Annotated in this window: 14 protein-coding genes; 6 read left to right on the forward strand and 8 right to left on the reverse strand. The window is 60.0% G+C overall.

Features of this window, described 5'->3' with window-relative positions; translation table 11 throughout:
* Nucleotides 1–31: 31 nt before the first annotated feature.
* From HF675_RS17080 to HF675_RS17090, 3 genes are all read right to left on the reverse strand, one after another.
* Complete coding sequence (locus HF675_RS17080; protein ID WP_105230222.1) at nucleotides 32–949, reverse strand: DUF808 domain-containing protein; 918 nt, start codon at nucleotides 947–949, stop codon at nucleotides 32–34.
* A 164-nt stretch (nucleotides 950–1,113) separates the two neighbouring features.
* Nucleotides 1,114–2,043: a D-alanyl-D-alanine endopeptidase gene (pbpG, locus tag HF675_RS17085; protein WP_111738098.1), complete on the reverse strand. Its 930-nt coding sequence runs from the start codon at nucleotides 2,041–2,043 to the stop codon at nucleotides 1,114–1,116.
* 168 nt (nucleotides 2,044–2,211) lie between these two features.
* A complete protein-coding gene (locus HF675_RS17090) occupies nucleotides 2,212–3,315 on the reverse strand; it encodes an adenosylhomocysteinase (protein ID WP_187043485.1) in 1,104 nt (367 codons plus the stop codon).
* A gap of 90 nt (nucleotides 3,316–3,405) precedes the next feature.
* On the opposite strand from HF675_RS17090, the gene HF675_RS17095 reads away from it, so the two are divergent.
* Nucleotides 3,406–3,960, forward strand: a complete 555-nt coding sequence (locus HF675_RS17095) for a DedA family protein (protein WP_105230218.1) — start codon at nucleotides 3,406–3,408, stop codon at nucleotides 3,958–3,960.
* 248 nt (nucleotides 3,961–4,208) lie between these two features.
* On the opposite strand, the gene HF675_RS17100 is transcribed toward HF675_RS17095, so the two are convergent.
* Both HF675_RS17100 and HF675_RS17105 read right to left on the reverse strand, forming a co-directional pair.
* Nucleotides 4,209–4,835, reverse strand: coding sequence for a LysE family translocator (locus HF675_RS17100; protein WP_105230217.1), 627 nt, complete (start codon nucleotides 4,833–4,835; stop codon nucleotides 4,209–4,211).
* Nucleotides 4,836–4,894: 59 nt separating this feature from the next.
* Complete coding sequence (locus HF675_RS17105) at nucleotides 4,895–5,776, reverse strand: LysR family transcriptional regulator (protein ID WP_105230216.1); 882 nt, start codon at nucleotides 5,774–5,776, stop codon at nucleotides 4,895–4,897.
* A gap of 121 nt (nucleotides 5,777–5,897) precedes the next feature.
* On the opposite strand from HF675_RS17105, the gene HF675_RS17110 reads away from it, so the two are divergent.
* On the forward strand, nucleotides 5,898–6,335 hold the full coding sequence (locus HF675_RS17110) for a PACE efflux transporter (protein WP_187043486.1): 438 nt from the start codon (nucleotides 5,898–5,900) through the stop codon (nucleotides 6,333–6,335).
* A gap of 40 nt (nucleotides 6,336–6,375) precedes the next feature.
* Here HF675_RS17110 and HF675_RS17115 read toward each other — a convergent pair whose 3' ends face one another.
* Nucleotides 6,376–6,813, reverse strand: coding sequence for a MarR family winged helix-turn-helix transcriptional regulator (locus HF675_RS17115; protein WP_105230214.1), 438 nt, complete (start codon nucleotides 6,811–6,813; stop codon nucleotides 6,376–6,378).
* 700 nt (nucleotides 6,814–7,513) lie between these two features.
* Between HF675_RS17115 and ansP the strand changes: the two genes are divergently transcribed.
* Together ansP and HF675_RS17125 are read left to right on the forward strand one after the other, a co-directional pair.
* A complete protein-coding gene (gene ansP, locus HF675_RS17120; protein WP_111737548.1) occupies nucleotides 7,514–8,980 on the forward strand; it encodes an L-asparagine permease in 1,467 nt (488 codons plus the stop codon).
* A 120-nt stretch (nucleotides 8,981–9,100) separates the two neighbouring features.
* On the forward strand, nucleotides 9,101–9,853 hold the full coding sequence (locus HF675_RS17125) for an arylamine N-acetyltransferase (RefSeq protein ID WP_105230211.1): 753 nt from the start codon (nucleotides 9,101–9,103) through the stop codon (nucleotides 9,851–9,853).
* Here HF675_RS17125 and dusC read toward each other — a convergent pair.
* Complete coding sequence (gene dusC, locus HF675_RS17130) at nucleotides 9,843–10,790, reverse strand: tRNA dihydrouridine(16) synthase DusC (protein ID WP_105230210.1); 948 nt, start codon at nucleotides 10,788–10,790, stop codon at nucleotides 9,843–9,845. The genes HF675_RS17125 and dusC overlap by 11 nt on opposite strands.
* A 119-nt stretch (nucleotides 10,791–10,909) precedes the next feature.
* Nucleotides 10,910–12,277, reverse strand: a complete 1,368-nt coding sequence (rhlE, locus tag HF675_RS17135) for an ATP-dependent RNA helicase RhlE (protein WP_187043487.1) — start codon at nucleotides 12,275–12,277, stop codon at nucleotides 10,910–10,912.
* Between the two features lie 329 nt (nucleotides 12,278–12,606).
* On the opposite strand from rhlE, the gene cecR reads away from it, so the two are divergent.
* Entirely contained in the window at nucleotides 12,607–13,314 is a 708-nt protein-coding gene (gene cecR / locus HF675_RS17140) for a transcriptional regulator CecR (protein WP_160027857.1), read from the forward strand.
* Between the two features lie 12 nt (nucleotides 13,315–13,326).
* Entirely contained in the window at nucleotides 13,327–14,313 is a 987-nt protein-coding gene (gene hlyD / locus HF675_RS17145; protein ID WP_111737551.1) for a secretion protein HlyD, read from the forward strand.
* Nucleotides 14,314–14,321: the final 8 nt, after the last annotated feature.

Raw genomic sequence — 14,321 nt, forward strand, 5'->3', positions numbered from 1 at the left:
TAAGCGGCAGGGCACACCCCCGCCGCTCCGGTTAAGCTTTAAAACGCGCGCGTACCGCGCCGATCATCGATACCAGCAGCAACACCACGCCGCCGGCGACAAAGCCGAACGCCACGTTCAGCAGCGAAGGCACGATGCCCTGCAGGATATGGTCAAACGTCGGTGCGACCGCAATATGCGCCGCCCAGTCTTCAAACAGGTGATGCACCGCCGGCAGGCCGTGGGTCAGAATACCGCCCCCCACCATAAACATGGCGATGGTGCCGACGATCGACAGCGTTTTCATCAGGAACGGCGCGGCGCTGACAATGCCGCTGCCGATGCTGCGCGCCAGCGCGCTGCTTTTACGGCTTAAATACAGCCCCAGGTCGTCCAGTTTGACGATGCCGGCAACGATGCCGTACACACCGATGGTCATCACAATGGCGATACCGCACAGCACGATCAGCTGCTGGGTAAAGCTGGCGCCGGCCACGGTGCCCAGAGTAATGGCGATAATCTCGGCGGACAGCACAAAGTCGGTGCGCACCGCGCCCTTTACCTTACGCTTTTCATAGGCCGCTACGTCCTCGTTCGGATTCAGCGCTTCACGCTGTTCCCCCTGTTCCGGCTTATGCGTCAGGCTGTGAAATACCTTCTCAAAGCCTTCATAGCACAGGTAGGCGCCGCCAATCATCAGCAGCGGAGTGATCGCCCAGGGCGCAAAAGTGCCAATCAGCAGCGCCAGCGGTACCAGGATCGCCTTGTTGATAAACGAGCCTTTCGCCACGTTCCACACCACCGGCAGTTCCCGGTCGGCCTTAACGCCGGTGACCTGCTGCGCGTTCAGCGCCAGGTCGTCCCCCAATACCCCGGCGGTCTTTTTCGCCGCCATTTTGCTCATCAGCGAGACATCGTCCAATAACGAGGCGATGTCATCAATCAGGGTCAGTAAGCTACTTCCAGCCAATGTGAGTTATCCTTCTGCTACGAAAAAATACGCGCCCGCTCCCCGTCAGCAATACCGCTGAATCATTAATGGGAGTGATGACTTACAGATAATAGCCGATAAGTCGATGCCGTGTACGGAAAGGTAAAGCATTGCGCCCGCCGCCGCAGCGACGGGCGGGCGGGTTATTCGGCGTCGTTATTCGCCAGGCGGGCGTCTTTCTGCCGGCGGTAGTCGCGGGCCGCGGCGGGCACCGGCACCACTTTGCCGGTCTCAATCCAGGTGCGCAGCCGGCTGGCGTCGGCGAAGTGGGTATATTTACCGAAGGCGTCCAGCACCACCAGCGACACCGAACGGTTGCCGATCATGGTGCGCATCGCCAGGCAGTGCCCGGCCTGATTGGTAAAGCCGGTCTTGGTCAGCTGAATATTCCACTTTTTGTTGTAAACCAGATGGTTGGTATTGCGGAACGGCAGGCTGTAGCTCGGATCCTTGAAGGTCGCCGTGCTCTCGGCGGTGGTGCTCAACTGACCGATCAGCGGGTAGCGCTTGGTGGCCAGCAGCAGCTTGGTCAGGTCGCGGGCGGTGGAGACGTTATGAATCGACAGCCCGGTAGGTTCCACATAGCGGGTATGCGTCATGCCCAGCGCTTTGGCCTTGGCGTTCATCGCCTTGATAAAGGCGTTGTAGCCGCCCGGATAGTGGTGCGCCAGGCTGGCGGCGGCGCGGTTTTCCGACGACATCAGCGCCAGCAGCAGCATCTCTTTACGGCTGATTTCGCTGTTCAGCCGCACCCGCGAATAGACACCCTTCATTTCCGGCGTCTGATGAATATCCACCTTCAGCATTTCGTCGAGCGGCAGGTGCGCATCCAGCGTCACCATCGCCGTCATCAGTTTGGTGATCGAGGCGATCGGCACCACTTCATCCGGGTTACGGGCGTAAAGCACTTTATGATTTTGCATATCCACCACCATGGCGCTGCCGGAAGCCAGTTCAGGCTGCGTCGCATGCAGCGAGGCGGTGTTTTCGCTGGCCAGCGCCTGCGGCGCCAGTCCCGCGCCGGCCTGCAGGGCCAGCAAAGTCAGAACCAAAACTCGGATTTTCACATGTATTACTCTGTTGCTGAATTTAGGGATGATGAGAAAAAACTGCAGGAAAGTATAAGGGAGGCGTATGGAGTTGGCACCGTGATTCTTAACGCCCATTTGTGACAAATTCTGTCGGGATCACACGGCTTAAACCACGGGCGCGGCGGCGCTCACGCCCGCGGTCTGGCCGTTTTACAGCGCCGGCTGCCAGGCCGACTGCGGCAGCAGATACAGCCCCGCCGGCTGTGCCGCGCCGTCGCCGACAATATGGCCGATGCCGGCCGCCATCACCGCCAGCGTGACGTCAAAGGCGTTGAGGCTGTCGCCGTAGCCGGCCGTCAGATTAAACATCGAGCCGTTCGCCAGCAGATAGAGCGTTTTGTCCCCCAGCCGATAGGCGTCGACAAACGGCATTGGTTCCTGATGCGGCAGGCGCTGCAGGAAGGCGACGTCAATCTCTTCCGCCACATGGCCGACGTTGAGAATAAACGCGCCGTCCCTGAGCTGCGCCAACTGGTGGGCGGACAACACATTTTTCGCCCCGGTGGCGGTGGCGATCACCTCCGCCTGCGGCGCCGCCTGATCTAAATCCATCACCGCCCAGCCGTCATAGCGCGCCTGTAACGCACGCGCCGGGTCCACTTCCGCCACCGTCACCTGCCCGCCATAGGCCCTGGCCGCCGCGGCCACGCCCTGCCCGACCAGCCCGTAGCCAATCACCAGCACCTGTTTTTCATGCAGCGTCAGGTGGGTAGTCTGGAAAAAGGTGTGCCAGGCGGTCAGGCCGACCATATGCCGGTTATGCAGCCCCTCTTTCACCGGCAGATCGTCCCAGTTGAAAATCGGATAGCGCGGCGACACACCGTTCAGACGGCTGATGCCCGAACCGGTTGCCTCCAGCCCGGCTTTAATCTGCGGCCCGCCGGACGACTGATGCAGCCGTGTGGTCAGATCCGCGCCCATCTCACACAGGTGCGTCGGCTCCCAGGCCAGCGCGCGGTCGAAAGAGTCGGACCAGTCGGCGTCGGACATACCGCGCCAGGCGTGCGCCTGCGCGCCCCGCTGCGTCAGCCAGGCCACCACGTCATCCTGCACCGTGGTCGGGTTGCAGGTGGTCAGGTAAATCTCCGCCCCTTTCTCCAGCAGGCCGGCCACCAGCGGCGCCATTTTCAGATCCAGATGCATGTTGCACGCCAGCCGCACGCCCTGCAGATCCGGCAGCGCCGCCACCGCCGCACGGGTACGCGGCATATGGCGCATCGCCCATGCCAGTTCGCGGTCAAAATCCTGATACATTGTTTACTCCTTGAGTGAACGCCCCTGCCGCACAGCCTCGGCCAGGGCGAGTATACTTAGCCTGTGATAGTCATAAGATAAGGAATCACCATGACCGATTTGGCCCACTATATTACGGATTATGGTTACTGGGCGCTGTTTATCGGCTGTCTGGCTGAAGGGGAAACCATCACCCTTCTCGGCGGCATCGCGGCGCACGAGGGGCTGCTGCATCTGCCCTGGGTGATGGCGGTGGTGGCGCTCGGCGGCACGCTGGGGGATCAGCTGCTGTATTTTGCCGGCCGCCGCTTCGGCGGCCGGGCCATCGCCCGGCTGAAAAGCCAGCGTCAGCGCATCAACCGCGCCAAGCGGCTGATTGCCCGTCATCCGATGCTGTTTGTGATTGGCGTACGCTTTATGTACGGCTTCCGGATTATCGGCCCGGTGCTGATCGGCGCCAGCCGGCTGCCGCCTTCGCGCTTTGTGCCGCTGAATATTCTCGGCGCGCTGCTGTGGTCAGCGATCTTCGTGCTGCTGGGGTATTTCGGCGGTCAGGCGCTGGAGCGCGTGATTAACGGCTTCCATAATAAGCTGTTCGTCGTGCTGCTGCTGGCCGCCGTTGCCGCCGCGCTGTGGCTGGCGCGCCGCTGGTGGCGCCAACGATAACCAAGACAGTGTCGAGTAATTCTCTATCGCCCCTGTAAGTCCCCAGAAAATACTGGAGTTCTTCTAACGACTTTATGTTAGCGATATTGCCGCCGGACATCCGAGTAACGGCGGCTATCGCAGAGAATGTCGCCAGCGCCTCTATCGGCTGAGAGTTAGCCAACCGGATAAAACCTTCAGCCGCAACAGCCGTTGATGCCTGTCACAACGTTTACTCTTACAGACTACCGGCATCAACCCGTTATCAATCACTTATTCAGCATCAGCTTCAGCCCGAGCAGCGCCAGCACGCCGCCGCCGACACGGTCAAACCAGGCTTTAAAACGCAGGTAGATCTGACGCGGACGCGGCGACGACAGTACAAAAGCCACAAACGCATACCATACAAGATCGACCAGCAAAGCAATCAGCGGTAGCAGCAAATACATCACCGGCGCGATGCGATGGCTCAGTAGTGCGGCAAATATGCTGCCAAAGACTATCGCGGTATTCGGGTTGCCAAGCTGCGTCAGCAGCCCGGTGGTAAACGCTTTACGCGCCCCCAGGCGTACGCCATCACCGCCCTGTAGCGACAGCGGCTGCCGCGCGCCGCGCAACATCTTGATCGCCAGATAGACCAGGAAGGCGCCGCCAAACACTTTCAGCGCGCCGTATAGCCAGGGGACCGCCAGCAATAACGACTGCAGCCCCAGCAACGCCAGCAGGGCGAAAACCGCGCAGCCGACCCCCATGCCAAGCGCAACGGCCATGCCGTCACGCCGCGAAGAAGCCACCGCCGTGCGGGCAACCAGAATAAAGCTCTGCCCTGGGCTCATCGCCCCTAACGCAATCGCCCCGGTAATACTCAAAACGGATAATAAGGTTTCTTCTGTCACCGCCGGCCCTCCGCAATATTTTTCTTATTTATGCCTCAGGCGACAAAATAGGCAAGGCATTATTTCTGCTGCATCAGCGCCACCAGTTCGCGTGCGGCTTTTTGCAGCGGCTGGTTTTTCAGCCAGATCAGGTGCATCGGCAGGCGCAGCTCATTTTTGGTGTTTTTAAACGTCAGCCGCGTCAGCCGCCCCTGTGCCAGCAGCGGCGCAATCAGCGACTGCGGGAAGTTGCCCCACCCCAGCCCGGCCTCCACCATGTTCAGCGCCGTTTGCAGGCTGTCGGTGCGCCAATAGGTTTCCGCCACCCGCGGCCGCAGATCGGCCATCGGCAGATCCCGGCTGGCAACTACGATCTGGCGCACGTTGACCAGATCCTCCAGGAACAGACGCTCCCCGCCCTGCGCCAACGCCGCATGCCGCGACGACAGCGTGGCGATCAGCGACTCGCTGCCGACAAAATGGAACTGCTCCTTGATATTGACGTTCAGCCCGCCAAACGCCAGACAAACGCTCACCCTACCCTGATGCAGCAGATGCAGCGCCTCGTCCTGCGGCGCGCTCAGCAACTCGATATTCAACAGCGGATAACGTTCGGACAAGGTTTTCACCGCCGCCAGCAGCTTTTCCGTATTGATGTCCGACGCCACGCCGATCGACAGCGTGCTCTCCAGCCCCTGAGACAGTTCAATGGCGTGGATCTGCAGCTGTTTCAGCTGATCGGCAATCAGGCGTGCGTGCGGCGCCAGTGCCAACGCCATGGCGGTCGGCGTCGGCTCGCGGTGTGAGCGATCGAACAGTTGAAAGCCCAGTTCAGCCTCCATATTGGCGATCCCCATGCTGACCGCCGAAGGCACGCGCCGCAGCGCGCGCGCGGCGGCGGAAAACGAACCGCGCTCCAGTACCGCCAAGAACAGCTCAATATTGTCGCTGGTGAAATTCATACCCGCTACCTGTCAGAAAAACTGACAGCTCCTGACTTTTTCTATCAATAAGGTTGACGTTATCTTAGCCGCCGATACGCCGGGCGTCACCCCGGTCAGAACAATCAATGAGAGAGGCAACATGCAAGGCGTCAAACGCAAACTGGTTTATGTCACCGCCTATGAAATTATCGGCATGACGATTTCCGCGCTCGGATTAGCGCTGCTGTCCGGCAGCGCCCCCAGCAACACCGGGCCGCTGGCGGTGATCATCACCACCATCGCGGTCAGCTGGAATTTTATCTATAACTGCCTGTTTGAATGGTGGGAGAGCCACCAGGCATCGCGCACCCGAACGGTGAAACGGCGCATTCTGCACGCCGTTGGTTTTCAGCTGACGCTGGTGGTGTACCTGATTCCGCTGATTGCCTGGTGGATGGGGATTTCGCTGACGCAGGCGCTGCTGCTGGATATGGCGCTGATCGTCATTATTCCGTGCTACACCTTCGTCTATAACTGGGCGTTCGATAAACTGTTCGGCCTGCCGGCCTCGGCGCTGCCGGCGGAAGAGTCCGCCTGACCGGTCAGCCGTTACGCGCTGGCGTAACGGCCCGGATAGCTCAGCGCGCCGTCAGCGCACTGCGCACCGCTTCCAGCTCCTGCTTCAGTCCGCGCAGCCGTGTTTCATCCAGCCCGGCCGAACACAGCAACTGTGGATAGAGGCTGTCGATGCCCTCACGCAGCTGCCGCGCCTGCGGCGTTACCCGCACGTGCACCTGCCGCTGATCCTCACTGCTGCGCACCCGTACCACATAGCCGTGGCTTTCCAGCCGTTTCAGCAACGGCGTGGTGGTGCTGGCGTCAATAAACAGCCGTTCGCTTATCTCGCCGACGGTCAGCCCGTCCTGTTCCAGTAGTAAAATCAATACCAGATATTGCGGATAGGTCAGGCCCATCTCATCCAGCAGTGGCTGATACACGCGGTTCAACGCCAGATTGGTCGAATACACGGCAAAGCACATCAACTTATCAAGCGTGATAGGTGATTGGTCGCCCATAATATGTCCTCTACGATCGATTTTATCGTTATAAATATCTTTTTGCTGTGTGGTGCTACCCGACCATTGTATGAGAGATCCGACCTGTTGACCAGCTCAGTAATACCCTTTAAATTCAATATATTAAATATAATTTTCACACAAAATAATGGCGGACTATAAAGTAGTGGAATGCTTTTGCTGACCAGAAACGGCGAACGCTGAACACAGTGACACCGCACGGTAGAGGCGTTGGTTTCACTGGACGCAATATAGCCTGTGGTTTCAGCGCAGGGTAAGCCGTACATGACGGTGCGCTAGCATTATCACGATACGTCGGGAAAAGTCCGATAAATATATTTTCCCCGGCCTCCTGAACGCTGAAGAATATATTACCTTGCTAAGATTGAGGGTTAATAGTGAGAAGTTAATCACAATTCAATTTTTTCTGTTAATATCCTGCCGCTCTATCTATCGATATGATAAACAACATCTTTTTAACAAGATTAAAAAATAAACACACTTAATAACGATTTAACTCTCTTATTTTTTGCCTCGTTTAAGCAGAAAAGGTAGCATGCCTCGCCGTTATTTAATGATTTGTGTACAAACAATAAACAACAAGAGTGATGCCATGACTTCATTCTTATAGCGGTTGCGACCGCAATCGTTTGCTTAGCTGTTGAGCGGGCTCAACAATAGACAGGAAACAGGACGGATAATGAAATCACACACAAAATCCGCGCATGATAAACACGCGGCCAGAAGACGTTGGTTGGACTCCCATGAATCCGGTTATCACAAAAGCATGGGCAACCGGCAAATCCAGATGATCGCCATCGGCGGCTCCATCGGCACCGGTTTATTCCTCGGCACCGGCGGACGCCTGGAACTGGCCGGTCCGGCACTGGCGCTGGTGTATCTAACCTGCGGCATCTTCTCGTTCTTTATTCTGCGCGCGCTGGGCGAGCTGGTGCTGCACCGCCCCTCCAGCGGCAGTTTTGTCTCCTATGCGCGTGAGTTCCTCGGCGAAAAGGCCTCTTACGTCGCCGGCTGGATGTATTTCCTCAATTGGGCGATGACCGGCATCGTCGATATCACCGCCGTCGCGCTGTATATGCATTACTGGGGCACCTTCGCCGACGTACCTCAGTGGTTGTTCGCCCTCGGCGCGCTGGGCATCGTCGCCACCATGAATATGATCGGCGTAAAATGGTTCGCCGAAATGGAGTTCTGGTTTGCGCTGATCAAGGTGGCGGCCATTGCGCTGTTCCTGATCGTCGGCGTGGTGTTCCTCGGCCTGGATAAGCCGGTTGACGGCAACACCACCGGCCTGCACCTGATTTCCGATAACGGCGGCCTGTTCCCGCACGGCCTGCTGCCAGCGCTGGTGCTGGTGCAGGGGGTCATCTTCGCCTTTGCCGGCATTGAGCTGATCGGCACCGCCGCCGGCGAATGCAAAGACCCGGAAAAAATGCTGCCGAAGGCGATAAACAGCGTGATCTGGCGTATCGCCCTGTTCTATGTCGGCTCCGTGGTGCTGCTGGTGCTGCTGCTGCCGTGGAACGCCTATCAGGCCGGCCAGAGCCCGTTCGTCACTTTCTTCAGCAAGCTCGGCGTGCCTTACGTCGGCACCATCATGAATATCGTGGTGCTGACCGCCGCGCTGTCCAGCCTGAACTCCGGTCTGTACTCAACCGGCCGTATTTTGCGCTCGCTGTCGATGGGCGGTTCCGCGCCGAAGTTTATGGCCAAAATGAGCAGCCAGCAGGTGCCGTACGCCGGTATTCTGGTGACCTGCGGCATTTACGTGATCGGCGTGATCCTCAACTATCTGGTGCCGTCGCAGGTGTTTGAAATCGTGCTGAACATCGCCTCGCTGGGCATTATCACCTCCTGGGTGTTTATCATCGTCTGCCAGCTGCGCCTGCGTAAAGCCATCAAAGAGGGCAAGGCCAAACCGGTCAGCTTCAAAATGCCGGGCGCGCCGTTCACCTCCTGGCTGACGCTGCTGTTTTTGGCGGTGGTGGTGGTAATGATGGCGTTCGATTACCCGAACGGCACCTGGACCGTCGCCACCATTCCGCTGCTGGCCATCCTGCTGCTGCTCGGCTGGTTCGGCCTGCGTAAACGCGCAGCGGAAGTGCGCCTGGAGCAGCAGGCCCATGAACAGCAATCCCTGAAATGATCTCCTTCTCCGCCGCCCCGCCCGGGGCGGCATTTTCCCACTCACCGCACGTATTGATTCCCGACGGGGAATAAAGCCCGCTATGTTGTGGCTATTGGCCCCTTTTCTGCGAGCGCAACCGTGGATATTCAACGCTACCTGCAACACATCGCCTTTGACGCCACGCCGCGTGTGGATCTGGACACGCTGCAACGCCTGCACCACGGCCATATGCTGGCGGTGCCGTTTGAAAATCTGAGTATTATTTACCATCAAGGCATCGACCTGCGCGAACAGGCGCTGTTCGACAAGGTGATCAACCGCCGGCGCGGCGGCTTCTGCTATGAACTGAACCGGCTGTTCGCCGCGTTGCTGCGGCAGCTCGGTTTTACGGTGACGGCGGTTGCCGGTGAGGTGCGCGCCCGCGACGGCCACTTCGGCCCGCCGTTTGACCATCTGGCGCTGATCGTCACGCTGGACCGACCCTATCTGGTGGACGTCGGCTTCGGCGACGCCTTTCTGACGCCGCTGACCCTGGATGATACGCCGCAGCCGCAGGCCAGCGGCACCTTTCATCTGGAGCAGGAGGGCGACTATTTTTATCTGGAGCGGCGTAACGGCGATCGCAACTCACATGCCAAAACGCTGTATCGCTTTACGCTGCAGCCGCGCGAGTTCGACGAGTTTGACGCCATGTGCCACTACCACAGCCATTCTCCGCAGTCGGGGTTTACCCAGCGGCTTATCTGCTCCCGCCCTACCGCCAACGGTCGCATTACGCTGAGCGATAACAAACTGATTATTACCGCCGACCATCAGCGTACGGAAAGCACGCTGCATGACGAGCAGCAGCGGCGCGCGGCGCTGCTGCGTCACTTCGCCATCAGGCTATAGCGGCCGCGCAGGCGGCAATCGCCTGCGCAATCTCCCCGGAACTCTTCAGCGCACGCACCTGGGCGAACAGGTCGCCGGCTTCGGCGTACTCTTTCCGCAGGTAGCCCAGCCACTGTTTGATGCGCGCCACGTGGTACAGACCGGTATCGCCCTGCTTTTCCAACTGCACATATTTTTGCAGCAGCTGCACCACCTGCGGCCAGGGCATCGGCGGCTCGTTATATTTCACCACCCGGCTCAGGTTGGGGATGTTCAGCGCGCCGCGCCCCAGCATCACCGCATCGCAGCCGGTGGTTGTCATACAGCGGCGGGCGCTGGCGTAATCCCAGATTTCACCGTTGGCAATCACCGGGATATTCAGGCGGCGGCGGATTTCGCCGATGGCCGCCCAATTGATGCGCTCGGCTTTATAGCCGTCCTCTTTGGTGCGACCGTGCACCACCAGTTCACTGGCGCCGGCCTGCTGCACCGCATCGGCGATCTCCAGACTGTGCTGCGGCGTGTCCCAGCCCAGGCGCACCTTTACCGTTACCGGCAGCTCGGCCGGCACGGCGGCGCGCATCGCTTTGGCGCCCCGGTAGATCAGTTCCGGGTCTTTCAGCAGCGTCGCGCCGCCGCCGCTGCCGTTGACGGTTTTTGACGGGCAGCCGCAGTTGAGATCGACGCCGTAGGAGCCCAGCGCCACCGCGCGAGCGGCGTTTTCCGCCAGCCACTGCGGGTGCTGCCCCAACAGCTGGATGCGCACCAGCGTGCCGGAGGGGGTGCGGCTGGCGTGGCGCAGCTCCGGGCAGAGACGGTAAAACGACTTGACCGGCAGCAGTTGGTCGACCACGCGCAAAAACTCGGTGATGCACAGATCGTAATCGTTCACTTCGGTCAGCAGTTCACGCACCAACGAGTCGAGAACCCCCTCCATCGGCGCCAGTAAAACGCGCATTATTCAACCACCCTGCAAAAAAAGACCAGACATAATACGAGTGCCGCCCGGCGCAGACAAGCCTCTGCCGACACAAAAAAGCCGCCGATAAACGGCGGCCTGATGCATGCTGCGGGCGTTTACTCCGCCGGTCGGCTGCGGCGCGGACGGCGGGCCGGCGCGCCGCTGCGCGGTTTGCCTTCGCCCTGCGGACGGGCGCGCTGGGCGCCGTTGCCGCGGTTGTCTCGCTGACCGCCGCCGTTGGCCGCGCGCTGTCCGCCGCCGTTACCGTTGCCGCGTCCCGGGTTACCGTTACCGCGGCCGCCGCGCTGCTGACGGCCGTTGATGATCGGTTCCGCCTTGATGGTCGGATCCGGCTCATAACCCGGCAGGGCGATGCGCGGAATTTCGCGCTTCAGCAGGCGTTCGATATCGCGCAGCAGTTTGTGTTCGTCGACGCACACCAGCGATATCGCCTCACCGGTGCGTTCCGCACGGCCGGTGCGGCCGATGCGGTGCACGTAGTCTTCCGGCACGTTCGGCAGCTCATAGTTCACCACGTGCGGCAGTTGGTCGATATCCAGACCACGCGCCGCGATATCGGTCGCCACCAGCACGCGAATACGGCCGTCTTTAAAATCAGCCAGCGCCCGGGTACGTGCGCCCTGGCTTTTATTGCCGTGGATCGCGGCAGCGGTGATGCCGTCTTTATTCAGCTGCTCGGCCAGATGGTTGGCGCCGTGTTTGGTGCGGGTAAACACCAGCACCTGACGCCAGTCGCCTTCGCCGATCATCTGCGACAGCAGTTCCCGCTTGCGCTTCTTGTCGACAAAGTGAACGTGCTGCGTCACCTGCTCAGAGGCGGTGTTGCGGCGCGCCACTTCCACCGATGCCGGGTTGTGCAGCAGTTTGCCGGCCAGCGCCTTGATATCGTCGGAGAAGGTGGCGGAAAACAGCAGGTTCTGACGTTTCGCCGGCAGCTTGGCCAGCACGCGGCGAATATCGTGAATAAAGCCCATATCCAGCATGCGGTCGGCTTCGTCCAGCACCAGGATTTCCACGTTGGACAGGTCAACAGCGTTCTGATGTTCCAGATCCAGCAGACGGCCCGGCGTGGCGATCAGAATATCCACCCCGCCGCGCAGTTTCATCATCTGCGGGTTGATGCTGACGCCGCCGAACACCACCAGCGAGCGCAGGCGCAGGTGCTGGCTGTAGGCGCGGACGTTCTCGCCGATTTGCGCCGCCAGTTCACGGGTCGGCGTCAGGATCAGAGCGCGCACCGGGCGGCGGCCTTTCACCGCGCTCGGTTTGCTGCTCAGCAGCTGCAGCAACGGCAGGGTAAAGCCGGCAGTTTTGCCGGTGCCGGTCTGGGCGCTGGCCATCAGGTCGCGTCCTTCCAGCACTACCGGGATCGCCTGACGTTGAATCGGCGTAGGTTCGCGATAGCCCTGTTCTTCAACGGCACGCAGGATTTCGGCATTCAAGCCGAGGGTTTCAAATGACATAGTAGAGAAAAGCTCCAGCTCCCCCCTAACCTAAACAAATGTTCGGTGCAGTTTCCCGGGAGGATGATCAGACGGGGCATAGGGATAGCGGCATTATCGCTCGCATATCCCCGGCATACCACGAGGGATTGGCACAAACTGCAAGTGCACCAGGCGGGCGATTGTAACAGATGTCGAACAAGAAAAGGTAAATTTCGCCGGGCAGCGCACATTATGCCGCTAATCGGCTGATTCACCCGAAAATATCCGCCGCGCTTTTCGCTTGCATTTTGTCCGCTCAGGTCTAAAGTTAATCAAATGATTGATTAACTTTTGCGGGTAGCGTGCCTATGTCTTCTGCAGGAAATCATCACCCACGCGGCGAACAGGCGCGGCAGCAGCTGATTGCCGCCGCGATAGAAGTCTTCGGCGAATACGGTCTGCAGGGCGCCACCACCCGCGCCATCGCCCAGCGCGCCGGGCAGAATATCGCCGCCATCACCTACTATTTCAACTCCAAAGAAGGCCTGTATCTGGCGGTCGCCCAGTGGATCGCCGACTTTATTCAGCAGACCTTTCAACCGCTGGCGGACGAAATTGACCGCCTGTGGCTGCTGCCGGCCGAACAGCGCCGCCCCGAACTGTACCTGCAGCATCTGAAACGCGGCCTGTTGGCCTTCAGCGAGCTGATGACCCAGACCCACACGCTCAACCTCAGCAAAATCATGTCGCGCGAGCAGCTCTCCCCCACCGACGCCTATCCGCTGATTCACCAGCAGGTGGTGGCGCCGCTGCACGGTAAGCTGAGCCAACTGCTGGCGGCCTACACCGGCCTGGAGGCCGGCTCCACCAAAGTGATTTTGCACACCCATGCGCTGCTCGGCGAAGTGCTGTCGTTTCGCGTGGCGCGGGAAACCATCCGCCGGCAAGCCGGCTGGCGGCAGATCGGCGTGCAAGAGGCAAAGCAGGTCGCCGCCGTGCTGGCGGAACATATTGATTTACTGGTTAACGGCCTGCGCCAGCGTTACGGCAACGGCCCCGACGTTTTACCGTTATAGGCAGGGAGAGATATGAACAAGCAACGCGTTACCCTGGTGGTGGTCGTAGCAATAGTGATCGCCGCCGTGGCGGCCGGCATCTGGTATTACGAACAGCGGCAGGCGAAGCCGCTGACCCTCTACGGCAATGTCGATATCCGCACTGTGAATCTGGGGTTCCGCGTCAGCGGCCGGCTGGCGTCGCTGACGGTTGACGAAGGGGATACCGTCAAGCCGGGCCAGTTGCTCGGCAAACTCGACGACGGCCCGTATCAGAACGCCCTGCTGCAGGCGCAGGCCAACGTCGGCAGCGCGCAGGCCAAGCTGGCGCTGCTGCAGGCCGGCTATCGTGATGAGGAGATCGCCCAGGTGCGCTCCGAAGTGGCGCAGAAACTGTCAGCGTTCAACTACGCCAACAGTTTTTTACAGCGTCAGCAAGGGCTGTGGGCGAAAAAGGCCACCTCCGCCGATGCGCTGGAAGATGCGCGCACCGCCCGCAATCAGGCGCAGGCCAATCTGCAGGCGGCGAAAGATAAACTGTCGCAATACCTGAGCGGCAACCGACCGCAGGAGATTGAACAGGCCAAAGCAGAACTGGCGCAGGCCAGTGCGGCGCTGGCCCAGTCCAAACTGGACCTGCAGGACACCCAACTCACCACGCCGTCGGCGGGCACCATCCTGACCCGCGCGGTGGAGCCCGGCACCATGCTGAGCGCCAGCAGTACGGTATTTACCCTGTCGCTGACCCAGCCGGTCTGGGTGCGCGCCTACGTCAGCGAAGCCGACCTCGGCAAGGCGGTGCCGGGCAGCGAAATGACGCTGTATACCGACAGCCGGCCGGGCAAGCCGTACCACGGCAAGGTCGGTTTTGTGTCGCCGACCGCCGAATTTACGCCGAAAAGCGTGGAAACCACCGATTTACGCACCGATCTGGTGTATCGCCTGCGGGTGATCGTCAGCGACCCGGATGACGCGCTACGTCAGGGCATGCCGGTCACCCTGCATTTTTCTCAACCTTAGGGAAAAAT

The sequence above is a fragment of the Serratia sp. JUb9 genome (assembly GCF_014298095.1).
In the GTDB taxonomy this organism is placed as follows: Bacteria; Pseudomonadota; Gammaproteobacteria; order Enterobacterales; family Enterobacteriaceae; genus Serratia_B; species Serratia_B rhizosphaerae.